At 68.2% G+C, this 20,022-nt stretch carries 15 protein-coding genes; 6 read left to right on the plus strand and 9 right to left on the minus strand.

Annotated features, from left to right (window positions below):
* On the plus strand, window positions 1-1,266 hold the full coding sequence (locus tag AMYBE_RS0121660) for a class I SAM-dependent methyltransferase (RefSeq protein WP_020661484.1): 1,266 nt from the start codon (window positions 1-3) through the stop codon (window positions 1,264-1,266).
* Between the two features lie 134 nt (window positions 1,267-1,400).
* On the opposite strand, the gene AMYBE_RS0121665 is transcribed toward AMYBE_RS0121660, so the two are convergent.
* Together AMYBE_RS0121665 and AMYBE_RS0121670 are read right to left on the minus strand one after the other, a co-directional pair.
* A complete protein-coding gene (locus AMYBE_RS0121665; RefSeq protein ID WP_020661485.1) occupies window positions 1,401-2,708 on the minus strand; it encodes a flavin-dependent oxidoreductase in 1,308 nt (435 codons plus the stop codon).
* Window positions 2,709-2,826: 118 nt separating this feature from the next.
* Window positions 2,827-3,747, minus strand: coding sequence for a prenyltransferase/squalene oxidase repeat-containing protein (locus AMYBE_RS0121670; protein ID WP_154676269.1), 921 nt, complete (start codon window positions 3,745-3,747; stop codon window positions 2,827-2,829).
* A 260-nt stretch (window positions 3,748-4,007) separates the two neighbouring features.
* Here AMYBE_RS0121670 and AMYBE_RS0121675 point away from each other — a divergent pair, with 260 nt between their 5' ends.
* Window positions 4,008-4,394, plus strand: a complete 387-nt coding sequence (locus tag AMYBE_RS0121675; protein ID WP_020661487.1) for a ribonuclease domain-containing protein — start codon at window positions 4,008-4,010, stop codon at window positions 4,392-4,394.
* A 139-nt stretch (window positions 4,395-4,533) separates the two neighbouring features.
* Here the strand turns inward: AMYBE_RS0121675 and AMYBE_RS0121680 are convergent, their stop codons facing one another.
* The 7 genes from AMYBE_RS0121680 to AMYBE_RS0121710 all read right to left on the minus strand — a co-directional run bounded on the left by AMYBE_RS0121680 (window position 4,534) and on the right by AMYBE_RS0121710 (window position 13,778).
* Complete coding sequence (locus AMYBE_RS0121680; RefSeq protein WP_020661488.1) at window positions 4,534-5,229, minus strand: 3-oxoacid CoA-transferase subunit B; 696 nt, start codon at window positions 5,227-5,229, stop codon at window positions 4,534-4,536.
* A gap of 1 nt (window position 5,230) precedes the next feature.
* Entirely contained in the window at window positions 5,231-6,016 is a 786-nt protein-coding gene (locus AMYBE_RS0121685) for a CoA transferase subunit A (protein WP_020661489.1), read from the minus strand.
* 12 nt (window positions 6,017-6,028) lie between these two features.
* On the minus strand, window positions 6,029-6,829 hold the full coding sequence (locus AMYBE_RS0121690) for a hypothetical protein (RefSeq protein WP_020661490.1): 801 nt from the start codon (window positions 6,827-6,829) through the stop codon (window positions 6,029-6,031).
* 89 nt (window positions 6,830-6,918) lie between these two features.
* Window positions 6,919-9,219, minus strand: a complete 2,301-nt coding sequence (locus AMYBE_RS0121695; protein ID WP_020661491.1) for a hydantoinase B/oxoprolinase family protein — start codon at window positions 9,217-9,219, stop codon at window positions 6,919-6,921.
* A 29-nt stretch (window positions 9,220-9,248) separates the two neighbouring features.
* Window positions 9,249-11,378: a hydantoinase/oxoprolinase family protein gene (locus AMYBE_RS0121700; RefSeq protein ID WP_020661492.1), complete on the minus strand. Its 2,130-nt coding sequence runs from the start codon at window positions 11,376-11,378 to the stop codon at window positions 9,249-9,251.
* Between the two features lie 32 nt (window positions 11,379-11,410).
* Window positions 11,411-11,839, minus strand: a complete 429-nt coding sequence (locus tag AMYBE_RS0121705) for an acetone carboxylase subunit gamma (RefSeq protein ID WP_020661493.1) — start codon at window positions 11,837-11,839, stop codon at window positions 11,411-11,413.
* A gap of 25 nt (window positions 11,840-11,864) precedes the next feature.
* Window positions 11,865-13,778 (minus strand): hydantoinase/oxoprolinase family protein, encoded by a 1,914-nt coding sequence (locus tag AMYBE_RS0121710; protein WP_020661494.1) that lies wholly within the window; start codon window positions 13,776-13,778, stop codon window positions 11,865-11,867.
* A gap of 209 nt (window positions 13,779-13,987) precedes the next feature.
* On the opposite strand from AMYBE_RS0121710, the gene AMYBE_RS0121715 reads away from it, so the two are divergent.
* The 4 genes from AMYBE_RS0121715 (at window position 13,988) to AMYBE_RS0121730 (ending at window position 19,944) form a co-directional block, all read left to right on the plus strand.
* Window positions 13,988-15,835 carry a sigma-54-dependent Fis family transcriptional regulator gene (locus AMYBE_RS0121715; RefSeq protein ID WP_020661495.1) on the plus strand — a complete coding sequence of 616 codons (1,848 nt, stop codon included), beginning with the start codon at window positions 13,988-13,990 and terminating at the stop codon, window positions 15,833-15,835.
* Window positions 15,832-17,403 carry a class I adenylate-forming enzyme family protein gene (locus AMYBE_RS0121720; protein WP_020661496.1) on the plus strand — a complete coding sequence of 524 codons (1,572 nt, stop codon included), beginning with the start codon at window positions 15,832-15,834 and terminating at the stop codon, window positions 17,401-17,403. The genes AMYBE_RS0121715 and AMYBE_RS0121720 overlap by 4 nt, the downstream gene beginning before the upstream one ends.
* Window positions 17,400-18,584, plus strand: a complete 1,185-nt coding sequence (locus AMYBE_RS0121725; protein ID WP_034287166.1) for a thiolase domain-containing protein — start codon at window positions 17,400-17,402, stop codon at window positions 18,582-18,584. Before AMYBE_RS0121720 ends, AMYBE_RS0121725 begins: the two co-directional genes overlap by 4 nt.
* A gap of 160 nt (window positions 18,585-18,744) precedes the next feature.
* The gene (locus AMYBE_RS0121730; protein ID WP_027927878.1) at window positions 18,745-19,944 is read left to right on the plus strand and encodes a L,D-transpeptidase; all 1,200 of its coding nucleotides are present in this window, start codon (window positions 18,745-18,747) and stop codon (window positions 19,942-19,944) included.
* Window positions 19,945-20,022: the final 78 nt, after the last annotated feature.

Raw genomic sequence — 20,022 nt, forward strand, 5'->3', positions numbered from 1 at the left:
ATGAGCAAGGCAACGAAATCTGTCGGCGAAGTGTTCGAGCGAGTGCTCGGGCCGACCGCAGCGGTGTCGATCACCGCCTATGACGGCAGCAGTGCCGGACCGGCCGACGCGCCGGTGGCGATCCGGGTGTGCTCGCCGCTCGCGCTGGACTACCTCATGTCCTCGCCCGGCGACCTCGGTCTGGCGCGCGCCTACGTCTCCGGCGCCCTGGAGGTCACCGGCGACTTGTATGCCGCGCTGCGCACCCTTGCCGCCCACGTCGACCAGCTCCGCCCAGCGGACCGGCTTTGGCTGCTGCGCGCCCTCGGGCCCCGGCACCTGCGCCGGGTCCGGCCGCCGGCCGAGGAACTGCCCGGGCGGGCGCAGCGGACCCTGTCGGGACTCCGGCATTCCCGGGCCCGCGACAGCGAGGCGATCTCCCGGCACTACGACGTCTCCAATCGGTTCTACGAGCTGATCCTCGGCCCATCGATGGCCTACACCTGCGCCGTCTACCCGGCCGCCGGCAGTTCGCTGGAGGAGGCACAGGCGCACAAGTTCGACCTCGTGTGCCGCAAACTGGGCCTTGAACCGGGCATGCGGCTGCTCGACGTCGGGTGCGGCTGGGGCGGAATGGTCAAGCACGCGGTCCGGCACTACGGCGTGCAGGCCCTCGGCGTCACGCTGTCCCAGGAACAGGCGCGCTGGGCGCAGAAGGACATCGTGGCCAACGGTCTGGCGGATCGGGCCGAGATCCGATATCTGGACTACCGGGACGTCGCCGAGTCCGGGTTCGACGCGATCTCGTCGATCGGCCTCACCGAGCATATCGGCGCCCGCAACGTGCCGGCGTACTTCCGCTTCCTGGCGAGCCGGCTCAAGCCGCGCGGCCGGTTGCTCAACCACTGCATCACCAACCCGGACACGGGCGTGCCCCACCGCTCCGGCGGCTTCATCGACCGGTACGTCTTCCCGGACGGCGAACTGGAGGCGCCCGGCGAGATCATCACGGCCATGCACGACAGCGGACTGGAGGTCCGGCACTCGGAAAATCTGCGCGAGCACTATGCCGCCACCCTGGCCGGCTGGTGCGCGAACCTGGAAACGCACCGGGACGCAGCCGTCGCGGAGGCCGGCGCGGGCCGCACCCGCGTGTGGGCCCTGTACCTGGCGGCCTGCCGGCTGGCCTTCGAACGCCGCGAGATCGAGCTGCACCAGGTATTAGGCGTCAAGACCGGCGAGGACGGCGCGGCGGGGATGCCGCTGCGCCCGGACTGGGGAGTGTGAGCCCCGGCGGCAGCGAGGCCTCCGCCGCGCGCCCTCCCGGGATACCGGGCACGACTTCGACCCGGGGCGAACTCCCGGCCACGCCTATACGACGCGTGCGCGCCCATGATCGCATCCGCTCGACGACCGTCTGATCAGGGCGCGCTGGAAGCGTCGGGCTCGGGCCGGGATTCGACCGATGAGGGAACCGACAGGGACTCCCGGTTGTTCAATCGGTCGATTTCTGACCCGGTGGTGAGCTTGTAATCGTCGGCGATTCCTTCAAGCTCCTGCCGGGTCATGACGTCGAGAATGTCGTTGAATCCGTCGGGTGCTCGCTCCTCCACGAGGTCCTGACAGCGGTGCGGGCCCGCCTTCCGGTTCGACTGTGCGATCGCGGCCGTCGCGGGGCGGCGTTGGCTGTCGTAGGCGGAGAGAGCCGACTCGATCGTTTGCCGCGACGCGAGTTCGCGGGCCAGCACGCGCGCATCGAGGATCGCCTGGGATGCGCCGTTGCCACCAACCGGATGCATCGGGTGCGCGGCATCGCCGAGGAGAGTTGTGCGTCCGAAGTTCCAGGAGGGAAGAGGGTCCTTGTCCACCATCGGGTACTGGTAGATCACGTCGGCATCGCGAATGAGCTGGACGACGTCAAGAAAGTCGAAGGTGAAGTCGGCGAAAGTCTCGACGACTCGCTCTCGCTCCGCGAGATTTGTCCAGTCCTGCGGCGGCATCCCGGAGGTCGACACCTGGCAGGTCGCGACCCAGTTGATCAATGATCCGTTCCGTTGGTCCGGCACAAGAGAGATCGGGTAGACCACGGTGCGCCGTTTGCTCGAGCCGATGTTCACCATCGAGCGGCCGGACAGAAACGGCGCCGCCTGGCTCACGCCTCGCCACATGAGCACGCCGTTCCAGCGAAGCGGATCGCCTTTCGGGTAGAGGGCGTTTCGAACCGTGGAATGGATACCGTCGCAACCCACCAGAAGGTCGGCCTCAGCTCGCGCGGCAACTCCCGCGGCGTCCCGCCCGATGAACTCGGCCCAGATGCCACCGTCATCGCGGTTGCCGAAACGGGAGAGCTGGTGGTTCGTGTGGATTCGGCCGGGGCCAAGCCGCTTGAGCACGGCCCGGTGCAGCACGCCGAGCAGTTCGCCTCGATGGATCGAAAGCTGTGGCCACCGGTAACCGGCGGCGATCCCCAGCGGCTCGCGCCAAATCTGCTGACCGTGTCTCGAGTAGTAGGTGTAGTCCGCGGTCGGCACACCGATTCGCGAGAGTTCGTCCTGGAGACCGAGCTCCGCGAGCTCCCTGACCGCGTGGGGCAGGACGTTGATCCCTACGCCCAGCTCGCGAACAGCCGGAGCCGACTCGTAGACGTCGATGTCCGCCAGGCCGGCCGCGCACAGCGAGAGGGCCAGGCTCATGCCGCCGATGCCGCCCCCGACGATCACGACCTTCACGATGTGTCCTTCCTGCCTGCCGCGCGTGCGGCCTGCTGCGAGCAGACACCTTGCCTTGAGGTCGCCCCGACCGAGGCACGCGTTACGCCTCCCGGGTCGGCAACGAGACGCCGGGGTACTACGTGCCCAGGTTCCGCTGAATCTCCAGCCAGCGATCGGTCGCCAGCGCGCTGGGCTTTCCCCTGCGAGCGAACCGGAAGCTCTGCCAGGCGCGTGGCGGTGCGTCCACGACGACGCCGTCGTGGTTGGTGTGGGTGCGGAGCTGTTCGAGTGCATCGACGAAACGCTGGTCGGCTCGGGCGCGCCGGTAGTGGGACAGCACGTAGACGTAGTAGAAGAGGTTGTAGCGCCAGAAAGGGTACTCGACCTTCGCGAAGCGACTGCCGATGCCGAACGCGCACGGCCCCAGCGGAATCCGCGTCTCCCAGTGGCGCAGCAGAGAGTCGACTCCCTTGCCGAGAACCTCCTCGTCCTCGGCCGTGTTGCGACGGAAGCGAAACGCGTCGAGAACGAAAAGAGTGGCACCGGGATTGCTCGCGTCGGTCTCGGGCGAGTTGCCCAGCCGGACCGTCGGGCAACGCCAGCCGCCGTCGTTGCACCGGCCGTCGAGCAGCCACCGGTACCCGGCTTCCGCGCGCGCGTCGCCGGCGAGCCCGAGTCGCGCTAGTCCGGCGAGCGCCTGCCCGGTGATACAGGCGAGCTTGCCGCTGGTCGGCGAGTACCGGAAAGCGCCGTCCTCGGCCTGGTTCTGGAACAGCAGGTCAACGGCCCCGGCGAGCACCGGGTCGCTCTCGGCAGTGCCGCCGAGCTCGCCGAGGACGTTCAGCACGAGCAACATCGAGAACCCGGCCGGAGCGTGCAGGTTCCCGTCCGCACGGGACCAGAACGGCCCGCCGTTCACGTGCTCCTGGTCGATGATCGACCGGATCTCTTCCGTCCACGACACCGGGTCCGTCACCACCTCGTGCTCCCGCCGGCTTGGGGCGAGTATGCCAGTGAGGCCCTTGCCGAGCACCGCATCGATCGTCGTATCGCTCAAGCGGCCGCTGGATTCCATCCGGCCGTGCTGAGGCGACGCATGCGCGCCAACCACACTTTGCCGACATTGCGCACCTTCCAGGCAAGCACCTGGCCGACGCGGAAGACCGAAGACGAGAAGTTTTCATCTTCAATTCACCATGGCGGCAAGGCCTGCGGCGCATGATCGTTCGTGGCTTGATCGGGTGATCAAGCCACGGCAGCGCACCTCTCGGAGCGTTGGCGTTTCGTCGATATCGCGCGGGAAGGGTTAGCACCGTCATGAGGAAGCGCATCGCCGCCCTGCTCTTGCCGGCCGTCGTCGGCCTCGGCCTGGCCATGGGCACCGCCCCGGCTCAAGCCAGCACGTACGGCTCCTGCACCATTTCGGGCTGCTCCGACGCCTACACCGCCGAGCAGACCTGGAACTCGCTGGGCGATCCGACCAGTCGCGGCTGGTACGACCTGCCCGACGGCAGCTGTTCCTTTGCCGGCGGCCAGTACTACAACAACGACGGTCAACTGCCATCCGGAGACACCTACTACGAGTACGACGTCTACGAACGTTCCTGCGGTGCGCATCGCGACGCCTACCGCATCATTCACGACATTTCCGCCGACACGTGGTACTACTCGCCGGACCACTACTCCGACTTCTACCTGATGTAGCTTCCGCGCCCGCACGCGGTGCCCGTCCCAACACGTCACGGGCGGGCACCGCCGACAAATGCGCGCGATGGCGACGCGCATCGGAGCCGACCACATCGCCCACCGTCCGCTTCGGACAGTGCCCGCCACGCTGCTGTTCTCAATGCCCGCGTGCGATCCCTTCCGACAGGCGCGGCACCTCGTCGCCGATCGTCGTGGCGAGCGGCCGCAGGATGAGGGGCGCATCAGTGGCGAGCTGAACGTCCTCGGCCGTTACCCCAGGAGCGGTCTCGATCAGCCGGAGCCCGTCCGGCGCGACGTCGATGACGGCCAGGTCCGTGATGATGCGATCGACAACGCCGCGCCCGGTGAGGGGCAGCGTGTTCTCCCGCAGGATCTTCGGTGATCCGTCGCGAGCCCGGTGCTCCATCAACACGATCACCCGGCCAGCGCCGTGGACCAGGTCCATGGCGCCGCCCATGCCCTTGATCAGCTTGCCCGGAACGACCCAGTTGCTCAGGTCGCCGCGTTCGCTGACCTGCATGCCGCCGAGGATCGCGACGGCGATCTTGCCGCTGCGGATCATGCCGAAGCTCAAGGCGGAGTCGAAGAAGCTCGCGCCAGGCAGGGTGGTGACCGTCTCCTTGCCGGCATTGATGAGGTCGGGATCCTCTTCGCCCTCAACGGGATAGTCCCCGAATCCGAGGATGCCGTTCTCGGACTGGAGCACGATCTGCACACCGTCCGGAACGTGCGCCGGGACGAGGGTCGGCAGGCCGATGCCCAGGTTGACGTAATCGCCGTCGCGCAGTTCCCGCGCGGCCCGTGCGGCGAGTTCGTCGCGAGTCCATGCCATTTCAAACCCCTGCCTGCGGCTGAACACGCACGGTGCGCCGCTCGATTCCCTTGCGCGCCGCCTCGGCCGCGGACAGCGGCAGGACGTGCTGCACGAACGCGCCGGGCAGGTGAATCTCGTCGGGCTCCAGCCCGCCGGCCTCGACGAGGTGCTCGACCTCGGCGATCGTCACCTTCGCTGCCATCGCGCACAATGGATTGAAGTTGCGCGCGGCCCGGCGGAACACCAGGTTGCCGTGCCGGTCGCCTTTGTACGCGCGCACAAACGCCACGTCGGGGCGCAGCGCCTCTTCCCGGACGAACTCGCGTTCGTTCCCGTCCCAGGCGAACGTCTCAGTCGGCTTGGCGGCCGAGGCCAGCGCGACGGCGCCATCGGCCGAGTAGCGGATCGGCAGGCCGCCGGTGGCGACCTGGGTGCCGACTCCGCTGCGCGTGTAGAACGCCGCGATGCCGGTGCCGCCGGCCCGCAGCCGCTCCGCGAGCGTGCCCTGCGGGTTCAGCTCGATCTCGACCTCGCCGGCCAGGTACTGGCGTTCGAGTTCCTTGTTCTCGCCCACGTAAGACGCGATCAGGCGGCGAATCTGGCGATTCTCCAGCAAAAGCGAATTGCCGACGCCGACAGTTCCGCAGTTGTTCGAGACAACGGTGAGATCGCGGCTGCCGCGTTCGGCGAGCGCCTGCAACAGGACGGCTGGGATGCCGCAGATGCCGAACCCGCCGCTGGCAAGCATCATCGAATCCTGGACCGCGCGTACGGCCTCGGCCGCGGTGTCCACGGTCTTGTCCATCGGGTCGCCTCCTCAGTCGATCCGGCCGAGCTGTTCGAGCACCCGCTCGGGTGTCGCGTCGCGCGGGATCGTGGCCAGCAGTACATCTCCGTCGGGCAAGGCCCCGCCGTCGGTCCAGTACTCGCTGGGCACGACGCCGAACACCGTCTCCCCCCGCGTCTCGACGCCGTCCGTCGTCCACAGCGCGACGGTCCAGCCAAGATGGTCGGCGACGTTCGTGATCGAGGTGTAGGCGGCAAGCGACTCGGGCGCGATCGCCGCGCCGCCGGCCCCGCCGCGGGCGTCGAAGACGACCAACGCCACCGGCAACGCGCCGAGCTTGCCCAGCCACTGGGCGATGTACATCGACGCGGTGTCCGCGGCGTCGGGGTCCACCTCGGCCACCGGCTTGGCCGCCAGGTGCTGGGCAAGGGCAAGCCAGCGCCCCGGCGACGGGCACGCCAGCACCAGCGGGCGGCGCGTGGCGCTGCCGACCGTCTCGCCCGCGCGCACTAGCTGCTCGATGCCGTCCGGGTCGCCGAGCAGTGTCCGGAGCGCGTAGCCGGTGCGAGAACGTGCGCCCATCGCCTGGCCGAGATCCGGGTTCGCGGCCAGCCGATCCGCGTAGAACGCACCGCCGTCGATCCAGGTCGCGTCCGGCGACAGCAACGCGTTGACCTGGCCGACGAACCCGGTGAACGCCGCGAGTTCGCCCCACGGGATGGGACTCCCCTGCCGAACGACCGCGGTCGCGTAGTCATCGGAATCGAGCAGCAGCGCACGCTGGCGTCCGCTCGGTGGTGCCGCGACGAGGTTGTCTAGCCGCACGGCCATGAGCGTCTCTCCTTATCTGGTCAATCGCGGGTGGCTGGCCGGGCGGGGCGGCAGCGTCTGGAGCCGCCGCCCCACCGCGGGAAGCCGGGTCAGGCAAGGCGGTGTACCTCCTCGCCGTGCTTGTCCTCGAGTTCGAGCACGCGTGCCTCGAGCCGGGCGATTTTCAGTTCGCGCCGATCGGGGATGTTGATCAGCGGCAGCTGCTTGAGCGGTGCCACGACGCGCTCCGCGCCGTCGATGGTGAAGACGGTCGCCGTGATGTCCTCGGTGTCGCCCCACGAGCCGTAGTAGAGGAGGTCCTTCGGCGGCTCGGGCTTGACGAACTCCTTGATGAACTCGGCGTACGGTTTGCCGCGCTGCAAGCGGGCCTGCCGGGCCTCGGCACGGGCCTGTTCGGTGGCCGCGGCGTCGGTTCGGAAGGTCTCCGGGTCGTAGCGGACGCCGAAGATCTCCTCGGCGACCTTCTGGCTGATCCGGCCGAGCTCGGCGTCCTTGACGACCGATTCGGCGAGACGCTCAAGCGGATCGCCATACCCGCCGCCGGCGCCCTGCGAGATCATGTACAGCTCGCCGTCCCGGGCGAGTTCGAACTGCAGCCCCATGTGGTAGGTCGAGTAGCGGCCTTCCTCGAAAGGACGTTCGTTCATGACCTTCTCGATGGACAGGTCGAACTTCGACGGGTCGTTGCGCAGGTGCTCGTAGACGTTGGTGCCCTTGACCATCGCGAGCGGATACGTGCCGCAGCCGTAGCCGCCGTACATGCCGTAGATGGAGGAGAACTTCGCCCCGGACGTCACCGTCATGAAGCCCCAGGCAGGGGTCCCTTCGGCGGCGACGATCATTTCGTAGCCCATGCCGCCGGTGAACTTGCCGAAGCCCATGTTGTCGCGGACCAGGCGCTTGGAGACGAGCTGCATGAACGGCACCTCCTCTTCCATCACCTCCTGCTCGGCGGTGTCGGCCATGGCGCAGAACAACGGGGACACGGCGTCTTCGCCGTCGCGGAACGGCTTCGCGCCGCCCGGCATGCCGTTGAGGTCGGCGCAGAGGTTGCCCACCATGTCCCCGTGCTGGGTGACGCCGCCCCACAGGAAGGTGTTGATCTGGTTGAACCAGTTCGCGACCACGTTGCTGTACTTGTTCGGCGTCGAGAACGAGATCCGGCTGTAGAGCGCCTGCAAGGCCGAGAAACCGCGGAACGATGCCTGCAACGACTGCCCCATCGGCGCGTCGTAGGAGGCGTCGGCCCAGGTGCCCTCTTCGGAGATGATCTCGATGCAGCTCATCGCCGAGGTGCAGCGAGGCAGGTCGGGCCACCAGAAGGCGAGGATTGCCTGCATGAACATCGACTTGACCGAGCAGAGCGGGGAGTTGATCGCCCGGTTCAGGATCTCCGGACCGGTACCGCGCAGGTCGACGGTCATGTGTTCGCCCTTGATCGTGATCTCGCAGGCGAACTTGTGCAGGATGTTCTCTTTCAGGGTGCTGTCGTTGAACTGGTCGAGACGGTAGGTGCCGTCCGGCAGCTCGCCGATGCGGCGCCGCACCTCCATGTCGACGTCCTCGACCGTGGTCCGCAGGGCCGCGACGAAGGTGTCGACGCCGACTTCCTCGATCACCTTGTCGATGCGCTCGATGATCTTGTTGACCGCGGTGATCTTCACCTTCAGGTCGGCCAGTTGGAGCTTGGGGTCGCGGACCGAATGCTGCAGGAAGGTGAGCAGATCCCGGCGCAGTTCGCCCTGCTCGACGATCTTGAACGGGCTCATCCGCAGACCGTCGTCGAACGGGGTTTCCGAGCCCGAGGGCATGCCGCCCGGCTCGCACGCGCCGTTCTCGCCCTCGTGGATGGTGGCCGCGACCCACGCGATGATCTGCTCGTCGCGGATGATCGGCATGATCATCGACTGGTCGGTGTTGTGGATGTTCCCGAACCGGGCGTCGTTGTGGATGAAGCCGTCGCCCGCCTTGATGCCCACGGTGGGCTCGTCCTTCCAGTACTTCATGATGTACCGGATCGGATGGTGCAGGATCGCGCTGAACGCGATCACCCCGTGGCAGGACAGGTAGGAGACGTCACCGGACGCGGTGTAGATCGCGGTCGTGAGGTCGCCCCACTTGGCGCCCGGCGCGGCGCCCTGCGCCTCGCACATTTCGTAGCCCTCGTCGAGGGCGCCGGCGATGCGCTTGCGGATCCGCTCCGCCTGCAGCCGGTCCACGCCCGCGCTGATCGCCAGCTCCTCGTGGTCGGTGCGGGCGGAGATGCTGTGATCACGCATGATCGCCGGGTCCGGGCCGAGGAACAGCGTGGTCTCGTCCATGAACTCGTCGACCCACTCCTGCTCCTGCGCGGAGAGGGCGTTGTCGGGCTTGCCGTGCACTGCGGTCATTTCGATAACTCCTTCAAATCTCGCTCGGGTCAGTCCTGCAGGAACCAGACCGCGCCCTGTCCGGTCGGCTCCAACCGCCAGCCGGGCTCGACCAGGAACGTGGTGTTCTCCGTCGTCACGATCGCCGGGCCGGGGATGACGCTGTCCGCGGTGAGCACGCTCTGGTCGAAGACCGGGGTCTCCAGCGGAGCCTCGTGGCCGATGAAGTGGACCGGGCGGTGGCTCACCGGCACCGGCGCGGTACGGGTTCCGCCGCTGTCGAGGGACTCGAAGTTGACGACATCGCCGTCGACATAGGAGGCCACCCGGATCGTGTTGCAGCGAATCCCGGCTTCCGGCGCGGCCGAGGACGCACCGAAACGGTGGCTGTAGACGTCGCCGAAGACGCGGATCATCGCGAGCACGTCGCCGACGCCGTTCATTCGGGTCAAGTCGTTGAGCGCGACCGCCTGAGTCAGCAATTGGTTGCCGTACCGCATGTCCAGCTCAAGGCGGTGCTTGACGTCCGCGGCCGGGAAGCCCTGCCGGACGAGGTCCTCGCGGCCGCGGGCTTCCAGTTCCGCGACGATCGAGTTGAACTCCTCGTAGTCCTCGTACAGCGCCCGGCTGGTGGCGTTGTACATCGTGACGTGCACGCCGCGCTCGTGGAAGTGCAGCTGCTTCATGTTGCCGGCGCCGCAGGCGGAGAACACCGACGAGAACGGCGGGGCGAGCACCCGCTTGATGCCGGCGTGCCGGGCGATACCGCACGCGTGCAGCGGCCCGTTGCCGCCGTAGGCGAGCATCGTGAAGTCTTCGGGCAGGTATCCCCGGACCCGGAGCTCCTTTCCGATGCCGATCGCCATCTGCTCGTCGACGCTGTCCTTGATGATCCGGCACACTTCGACGACGTCCAGGTCCAGCGGGTCGCACAGCGTCTCCTCGATCGCGAACTCGGCCCGCTTCGGGTTCAGCTTGATGTAGCCGTTGGCGTAGTTGTCCGGATCCAGATAGCCGAGCAGCAGGTCGGCGTCGGTGACCGTCGGGCGCACGCCGCCCCGGTCGTAGCAGGCCGGGCCGGGGTTCGAGCCGGCCGACTCCGGGCCGACCTTGATCGCGTTGTAGATCCGGTCGTACGAGGCGACGGATCCGCCGCCGGCGCCGAGGGTGTCGAGGTGGACCATCGGCACCGACACCAGCCACCGGTCGATGGTCGGCAGGAAGTCGTAGTGCTTGACGCCGCCCTCGGGCACCAGGCCGATGTCGAACGAGGTACCGCCCATGTCGGTGGAGATGACATGGCCGAGGCCGGTCTCGGTCGACAGGTGCTCCGCCGCGCCGACGCCGGCGATCGGGCCGGAATGGATCGTCTGCAGCGCGTCGGTCGAGTTCATCTGGGCCATGCCGCCGGAGTTGTGGATCACCAGCATCGGCTTGTCGTAGCCGAACTCGCGCAGGTTGTTCGACAGCTGCGTGAGCGCGTGGAACATGATCTCGTGCAGGAATCCGTCGATGATGGTCGAGGTCGAGCGGACGTACTCGCCCTTGCGGCCGGAGACCTGGTGCCCCAGCAGGACCGGGATCGCCCCGAGCTCGTGCGCCGGGAATTCGTCGAGGATGATCTCCTGCACCGCGAGTTCGTGCGACGGGTTCTCGGTCGCGTTCACCAGGGAAACGACGATCGCCTCGGCGCCCGCGTTGACGAGGTCGCGGACGGTCTTGCGGACGTCCTCTGGATCAAGCGGAACGACGACCTTGCCGGCGGAGTTCACGCGCTCCTTGATGCTGCGGATCATCGACCGGGGAACCAGTGGCTCGGGACGCTCGGCCGCCGGCAGGTTCTGCTGCATCGAGTCGTCCAGGCCCTCGCCGTATCCGCGACCGCGAGACAGCGGGATGGTGTCCTCGAAGCCGTGCGTGACGATCGCCGCGACCTTCGGGCCCTTGCGCTCGATGAGCGCGTTGGTGCCCAGTGTGGTGGCGTAGCGCACCGAGTCGACCTCGGACAGCACGGTGGCGCGGTCCAGCCCGGCTCGCTGGCAGGCCAGGTCGAGGGCCTCGTTGAAGCCGAGGGCGAGGTTGTGGTGAGTGGTCAGTGCCTTGGCGTCGATGTAGTGGTCGTCCCAGACGAAGAAGCAGTCCGTGAACGTACCGCCGATGTCGACGGAAATGCGCCGCATGCGTGACTCCTTGGGTCAGTGGTCGGTCCGGATCAGCGGACGTGGCCGATTTCTTTGAGGGCGGCCGTGTACTTCTGGGCGTCGTCGCCAGGGCCGTAGTTGTGGACTTCCTCGGCGTCGACGCCGCGCGCCTCCCACTGCGCACGCAGGGCGGCGACGTCGATGACCAGGTCGACGGTCGGCGGGTGGCCCGGCGGCAGGTACTCCGCTTCGATCTGGGTGCCGCAGCCGGGGCAGTAGTACTCCAGGATCCGGCAGTACGCCGGGTCCGGGCTGAAGGTGTACTCGTACCGGTTCGGGTCGATGATCGGCTGGTGGATCTCGCGCGGGTCGCGGTCGTACACGAGCGTTCCGGCCTTGTAGTTGCCGTGGGCCGAGCCGATGTCCTGCGAGCAGACGCGGCAGACCCATCGTTCGGTGTCCAGGTCGATCACCAGGTACTCGGTCATCGGGACGCGCATGGGAATGCTCCTTTCGGAATGGGGATCAGAGGGTGTCTTCGAGGAGGAGGTCGCCGGCCGCGGTGACCCGGAACGTCCAGCCGGGCAGGACGCGCGCGGTGAAGAACGGGCCTTCCACAATCGCCGGACCGGCACCGGCGGCGCCCGCCGGCAGGTCGTCGAGAACGTGCACCGGAATTGCTTCGACCCGGTCGGGCGCACTGCGCACTTCACGCGTTCGCGCGACGGCCGCGGGCGATTCGGCCACCGGGGTGTCTTTCGACAGCTCGGGATGCCCGAGCGGAGCCGTGACCGTCAGTCGCAGCGACAGGCTTCGACCGGGCTCGTCGACGGGATCACCTGCGTTGTATCCCGATGTCGCGACGTGGGTGCCGTCGCTTTCCTCGATGACCAGATCCCACGCGGTCTCGCAGACCTCGAGGTCGTAGCCCTCCTGGAACATGTCGCGCTCGGCTCGCACCAGCAGGTTCGCGTGGGTGGCTGCCGCGGCCTCGGTGGTCGCCTCCGGAACCTGCACCTCGTACGTCTTCCCGACATCGGAGAACGAGATGCCGACCGCGGAGAAAACCGCCGCCGTCCGAGGAATGAGCACTCGCCGGACTCCGGCCGGCCGAGCCGCACCGGCCGCGCTCATCGGACCGGCGCCGCCGAAGGCGGCCAGTGTGGTGTCCGGTGTCACCAGGGCGGCAAAAGACTCCGAAACGGCTTCGAAGTACGCCTGCTCCATCCGGATCAGTGCTTCCTCCAGGCTGATGCCCAGCGGCCGCGCGACCGTCTCGCTGATCGCCGCCCGGGATCGGTCCGCGTCCAAGGTGAAGGTGCCGTCGAGATAGGTGTCGGCGTCGAGTACGCCGAGCAGCAGGTTGACGTCGGTGATGGTGGCTTCCTTGCCGCCGAAACCGAAGCAAGCCGGGCCCGGGGCGGCGCCGACCGACCGCGGGCCGACTGCGATCGCGCCGTCGCGCACGCTGATCACCGACGAACCGCCGACTCCCGCGGAGTGGATGTCGCTCATCGGGTAGGAGATCGGCACGCCGCGGATCTCGCCTCGCAGCGAAACCGCGACCTGGTCGCCGTCGACGACGCCGACGTCGGTGGTGGTGCCGCCGATGTCCATCATCAACGTGTGCTTCAGTCCGTAGACCCTGGCCAGCGCAGCGGTGCCTTCGAGTCCGCCGCGGGGGCCGGACGAGTAGGACTTCAGCGCGATGGACTTCGCCACTCGCGAGGAAGCGCCGTCATTGCGGTAGACCAGCAGCGGATTGGTGACCCGGTACTCCTTGAGCCGCCGTTCGGCGCCGTACAGGAATCGCTCCATGGTCGGGTGCAGGAAAGCGTTGAGGACGCAGGACCACACCCGCCGAGCGTGGTCGCGGTCCCCGGCGAGATCCCAGCTGTAAATGATCGGGATCGAGCCCAGCAAGTGCCGGGGGAACTTGCGCAGCAGCACCTCGCGAAGCCGGTGCTCCTCCGCCGGGTTCGCACAGGCGACCACGACGCGCGCCGCACCCGCGGTCGTCAGCCGGTTGACGAGCTGCACGACCTCGAATTCGATCGTCTCGGCGCTACCTTCGAAATCGATCCGCGCGAGCCGGTCGCCGACCAGACCGTCGAAGAGATCCTGTGCCGGTCCGGTGGCCCGCAGCAGCCCGTCCAGGCCGGGGATCGACGTGAGCACGCCGATCATCGGGCCGCGCCGCTCGACCAGTGCGTTGGTGCCCTGGGTGGTCGAGTAGCGGATGTGCTTGGCCTGGTGCAGCAGCTTCTCGGTGTCCGCCTCGCCGAAATGCGCCGCGGAAACCTTTTCGATGCCCTCGAACAGGCAAGCGGAAAGGTCGTGCGGCGTCGTCAGCGTTTTGGCGAAGGTGAAGCGGTCGCCGTCCCAGAGGCAGACGTCGGTGAGCGTGCCACCGTTGTCGATGTTGATGAGCGCGTTCATCCTGGTCCTTTCGCTCGTCGGAGTCGCGGGGTGCCGTTCTGCACCGGCCACGTCGGGCAAGTAATTCCTGTCACAGCCTGGAGCTGTCCCAGCCGGCTCCGGTGTCCCAAAAGCGGACAGGCCGATTGCTTGCGCATCACCCCCGCCGTCTGGAGCATGGGTGTGGTAAGGGGCCCAGCGGGGTGCCACTGACAGACCGGATCCCAGTTATGCCGACCACCGAGAACCGCCTGCTGCGAGTGGCCGCGGCCCGAGCCGACTTCCTGGACAGCGGACGAGACGGCGCCGCGGGCATGCCCGACGTCCTCGCGGCTTCCTGGGAGCGAAGCCAGGCCGCCGGTGTCCGTACCGAGAGCGCACGGACGGACTACGACGCCGAGTTCGATTCCGGGTCGCTTCTCGTGCGGTGCGCGCGGCCGGTGCTCCAGCGGATCGGCGTGGACGCGGCCGACATCCCGTTGGTGATCGCGGTGACCGACCAGAAAGCCCGCGTCGTCCAGCGCATCGACTCCTCCTCGAGCGTCGGGCGCCTGCTGGATCGCGTCGAGTTCGCCCCTGGCTTCAATTACTCCGAATCGGCAGTGGGCACCAACGGAGTCGGCACCGTCCTGGAGGCAGGGCAGGCGATCAGCATCGTGGGACCGGAGCACTTCACGGACGCACTTCAGCCGTTCGCCTGTTCCGGCGCGCCGATCATCGACCCGGTCTCCGGCCGGGTCGAAGGGGTCGTGGACATCTCCTGTCTGACCCAGACCTGGTCACCGTTGATGCATACCCTGGTCAAGAGTGCCGCGGCGGACATCAGCCGCAACTTGCTGCTGGACCGGAGCCAGTCGCAGCAGGCGATCTTCGACACCTACCTGCAGGCGACCTCGCGCGCACCCCGCCAGGCGGTCTTCGCGTTCGGCGAAGCGATCTTCGTGGCGAACAACCCCGCCCAAGCCATGTTCGACGCGCAGGAACAGCAAACCATTCGCAACCACGCGAGTTTCCTGATGCGGCGGCACGCCAAGGCCACCGACTCCTTCGTACTGCCGAGCGGCCGGGTGGTGCGCATCCGCGGCACCCGAATCGTCTCGGGCGGAGAACTGGCCGGCATGGTCGTGCTCGCCGAGGTGGTCACCAGCCAGCGACCGGAAACTGCCGAAATCTTCTCCGAGCATGTGCTTCCGGAGATCGCGGTCGCGACCCAGCGCACCTCGAAGATCGCGGGCGGGCTGTCCCGCGCGCCGGAGACCATCGCCGACGGACGTTCCCCGGCGTGGGTACGCGCGTGCGACGAGCTTCGCGAGGCGCTGGGGGACGGCCAGTCCGCGTTGGTGATGGGCGAGACGGGCACCGGCAAGTTCACTCTGGCCGCCGAGATCTTTCACTTGCTCTTCCCCGGCGGCCGCAGCGTGTCGGTCGACGCCGGTCAGCTCAACACCTGGCCCGAACTGGACGACCTGGACTCGCTGCTCGCGGGCCAAGCCGAGTCGACCCTGGTGATCGTCCGCAACCTCGACCAGGCAGACACCGAGGGAACGGAGAACCTCGATTCCCTGCTGTCGGCCGCTCGGCGGGCGGACGTCGGAGCGCGGGTCGTGGCGACGGTGTCGGACGCCTCACTGGACTCCGACCTGCCGTTCCGTTCACTGCTGAGCCACTTCGAGGTGGCGGTCGCCGTCCCGCCGTTGCGATTGCGCAGCGAGGACATCCCGGCCATCACCTCGATGGTGCTGCGCGAACTCGAGGCGGCCCGCACCGTGCGGCTGAGCCCCGGAGCCGAACGGCTGATCGCCCGCTACTCCTGGCCACGCAACGTCACCCAGCTGCGCGAGGCGCTGAAGCACGCCCTGCGCAAGCGGCCCGTCGGCGAGATCCAGGAGCAAGACCTGCCGGCCTACTGCCACACGACGTCGCGACGCTCGCTCACCCCGCTGGAAAGCGCCGAGCGGGACGCGATCATCGCCGCGCTGGCCGAGCAGTCCGGCAACCGGGTCGCCGCGGCGGCGCATCTCGGCATGTCCCGGTCGACGCTGTATCGCAAGATCAGCACCTACGGGATCACCGCGTGAACACCTTCGAAGCGCTTTGGCGGGAGTCGGTCCGCGATCACGGCGAGCACGCGTTCCTGCTGTTCCGGGGGGCCGACGGTGCGCGGACGAGCTGGAGTTACGGCCAATTCGACGAGACGGTGGATGCGGTCGCCGCACGGCTGCGCCGCGCCGGGGTCGGGCACGGCAGTGCGGTCCACCTCGTCTTGCGCAACTGCCCGGCGTTCGTCGCCCTCTGGCTCGCGGCGAGCCGTCTCGGCGCCTGGATCGTGCCGGTCGACCCCGAATCCACGGCCCGCGATATCGCGCGCCAGGCCGGCCGGATCGATCCGGTCGTGACCATCTGCGCGGCAGCTCGCCTCGAGGTCGTACAAGACGCCGCGCTGCCGGAAGCGGTCGAGGTCATCGCGCTGCACGAGGATGCCCGCGACCTCCGCGCCGGCAGCCCGCTGCTGGATGCATCCGCCGCTGGCGCCGAGACCGGCGGAGAGCGACGGGCCGCGAACCCGATGGATCGGCTCGCCGTCATGTTCACCTCGGGGACGACCTCCGAACCGAAAGGCGTCGAACTCACTCAGGCCAACTACGCCTACGCCAGGACGACCATGGCGCAGCTGGCCGGGCTGACGCGGTCCGACCGGTGGTACGTGTGCCTTCCCCTGTTCCATGCCAACGCGCAGTACTACTGCTTCGCGTCGGCGATCGCGGTCGGCGCCTCGGTGGCGCTCACCGCCAGGTTCACCGCGAGCCGATGGCCGCACGAGGTCGCCGAACTCGGCGCCACCCATGCGAGCCTGTTCGCCGCACCGATCCGGATGATCCTGGCGCGGCTGCGCGACGACGCTCCGCGGCTCCGCCTCCGCCACGTCTGGTTCGCCCAGAACCTGGCCGAAGGACAATGGCGCCGATTCGCCGAACTGTGCGGGACCGCACCGCGCCAGATCTACGGCATGACCGAGACGCTCGCCGTCGTCACCGCGAACCCGGCCGAGGCCCCGGACCCCGCGCGCATCGGTACCGCAGTGGCCGGGCGTGCGGTGCGCCTGATCGATCCGGCGACCGGCGCCCCGGTGCCCGACGGCGAACCCGGGGTCATCACCGTCGCCGGTCGTCGCGGCGTCGAACTGTTCGCGGGCTACCTCGAGAATCCCCAGGCGAACGCGCGCGCGTTCCCCCCGTTGCCGATCGCGCCGCCGAGCGCCGGCCAGGCGTGGCTGAGCACCGGCGACCTGGCCCGGCGCTGCCCGGACGGCCAGCTCGCCTTCGTCGGACGATCGGACGACGTGATCAAGGTAGCCGGCGAGAACGTGTCGCTGACCGAGGTGGAAGCCGCGCTCGCGGAAGCGCCCGGCGTGCTCGAGGCCGCGGTCGTGGCCGTCGCCGACCCGATCCGCGACCACGTGCCCGCCGCCTTCATAGTTCCTGCGGACCCGGCCGCCGCGCCGACCGCCGAAACGCTCGAAACCTGGGCCGACAGCAATCTGACGCCCGCCGCCCGCCCACGCACGTGGACGTTCGTCGACCAGCTGCCGCGGACCTCCGTCGGCAAGATCCGCCGCTTCCAACTCACCCCCGAAGGAACCTCATGAGGGCCGCCTCCTTGCCCATGGACATCGGCATCATCGGTGCTGCGCACACTCCGTTCGGCAGGCTCGCCGACGACACCGTCTCGTCGCTCGTCGAGACAGTCACCCGGGCCGCGCTCAAGGACGCCGGCATCGGGGCCGACGAGGTCGACGAAGTCTTCGTCTCGCAGTTCAACAGCGGCCTGACGCCGTTCGCCTTCCCCTCGTCGCTGCCGATCCGGGGAGACGAGGGACTCTGGGGCAAGCCCGCCACCCGCGTCGAAAACGCTTGCGCTTCCGGATCCGCTGCGGTGCACCAAAGCATCCGGGCGATCCTGTCCGGACTCGCGGACACGGTGCTCGTCGTCGGGGTGGAGAAGATGACGCACGCCAGCGGTCAGCAAGTTGCCGCCGCGCTGCTGGGCGCCGACCCCGAACTCGCCGGAACCGACTCTCCGACCGGCTTCGCCGGTGTCTTCGCCAACGTTGCCGACGCGTACGCCGAACGGCACGGTGCGGACGCCTGGCTCGACGACGCCCTCGGCGCCATCGCCACGAAGAACCACCGCAACGGCTGCGCCAATCCGTGGGCACATCTGCGCAAGGACTTCGGTGTCGAGTTCTGCTCCACGGTGTCGGAGAAGAACCCGATCGTGGCCGGCCGGCTCCGCCGCACCGACTGCTCGCTCGTCAGCGATGGCGCTGCGGCGCTGGTGCTGCGGCGATCGCCCGCCACCGCTCTGGCCACCATCCGGGGATTCGGCCACGCGAACGACTTTCTCGACCCCGCCCGGCGCGACATCACCGACTTCGCCGGCGGCCGCGAAGCCGTCGCGGCGGCGCTGGCGATGGCTGACGTCGGCGTCGGCGACCTGTCCTTCGCCGAAGTGCACGATTGCTTCACCATCGCAGAACTCATCACCTACGAAATGCTCGGACTCACCCCTGCCGGAGAAGGACGACGCGCCATCGACGAGGGCTGGGTCCACCCCGACGGCCGGCTGCCGATCAACGTCTCCGGCGGCCTCAAGGCGAAGGGACACCCAGTCGGCGCGACCGGCGTCTCCCAGCACGTCCTCGCCGCACTGCAGCTGTCCGGCCGCGCGGGCTCGATGCAACTGCCTGGCCCCAGCGTCGGCTTGGTGCACAACATGGGCGGCCTCGCGGTCGCCAACTACGCGACCGTACTGTCTGCCGCCGAGTAGCGATGTGCCCGGCAAGTTCCTCGCATCGCTTGCCACCGGGTGCCGCTCCTCCGAATCGTGATCACTGATCTGATCGTCTTCGAGGTGGCGTCACGTTCCCGGCAGTATCGAATCGTGACGCAACCCGGGGCAGTGGTGGAACGTCTGAGGGGTCGTGAGAGTGATCCGTAGTGCCGGCCTCGGCTTGGCGGCCTTCCTGCTGGCTGCCTGCAGTGGACAGAACGACCTGGTGGGGGCTGCGCGAGCAGCCGGAGCGACCGGAACCACGACAGCACCCGCGGTACCGGCGGCGACGGTGGCGTTCGCGCCCGCGGACCAGTTGAGCCCGAAGGACCCGATCGTCGTCAAGGCGTCGGGCGGCACGTTGCAGGCGGTCACGGTCGTGAACCCGCAGACCGGCAACCGTGTCGCGGGCGATCTCTCGCCGGACAAGACGACCTGGACCAGCAACGACCGCCTTCGCTACGGGGCGACCTATCAGGTGGTCGCCACTGCGGTGAACCAGGCGGGCGCGGCGACCGAGCAGCGCGGGGAAGTGCACACCGTCAAGCCGGCCGGGGTGGCCACGCCGTCTCTCTTTCAGCCGGTTTCGGGCGATTTCGGCGTCGGTCTGGTCATCGGCCTGAAGTTCGACCACGACATCACCGACAAGGCCACCGTGGAGAAGTCCTTCAAGGTGACCTCCTCGCCCGCCCAGGACGGCGGCTGGTACTGGGTCAGCAAGCGCGAAGTGCACTTCCGGCCCAAGGAGTACTGGAAAGCGGGCTCGACGGTGAAGCTCGAGACCACCACCTTCGGCCTGCCGATCGGGGGCGGCGTGTACGGCGGCCAGGACGTCTCGGCCACCTATAAGGTGCACGACTCCTGGATCGCCAAGGCCGACGGCAAGACGCACCAGATCACCGCGTTCCATAACGGGCAGCTGGTGAAAACCGCGCCGATCAGCATGGGCAAGACCGTCGACACCCCGCCCCGGGGCCCGACACCGACGTTCAACGGCACGCACACCGTGCTGGCCAAGGTCGACCACACGATCATGGACTCCTGCACCTACGGCGTGTGCGAGGGCGACCCCGGCTACTACAAGGCACCGGAGAACTGGGACGTCCGGATCTCCAACGACGGCGAATTCCTGCACGAGAACCTCAAAACGGTCGGCGTGCAGGGCAGCGACAACGTCTCCAACGGCTGCCTCAACATGAACACCGAGAACGCCAAGTGGTTCTTCGACAACTTCAACGTCGGCGACGTCGTCGAGATCACCAACTCGGGCGGCCCGCAGCTGGCCATCGACAACGGGCACGGCGACTGGGCCATCAGCTGGAACGCCTGGCAGGCCGGCAGCGCACTGCACAGCTGAAACCCAGCACGCGAACCACCGGGCGTTCAGAGCGCCCCGCGACGGCGGTGTTGTCCTTCATCACAACCCCGCCGGCCG

Origin of the sequence: Amycolatopsis benzoatilytica AK 16/65, assembly GCF_000383915.1 — a bacterium.
Taxonomy (GTDB): domain Bacteria; phylum Actinomycetota; class Actinomycetes; order Mycobacteriales; family Pseudonocardiaceae; genus Amycolatopsis; species Amycolatopsis benzoatilytica.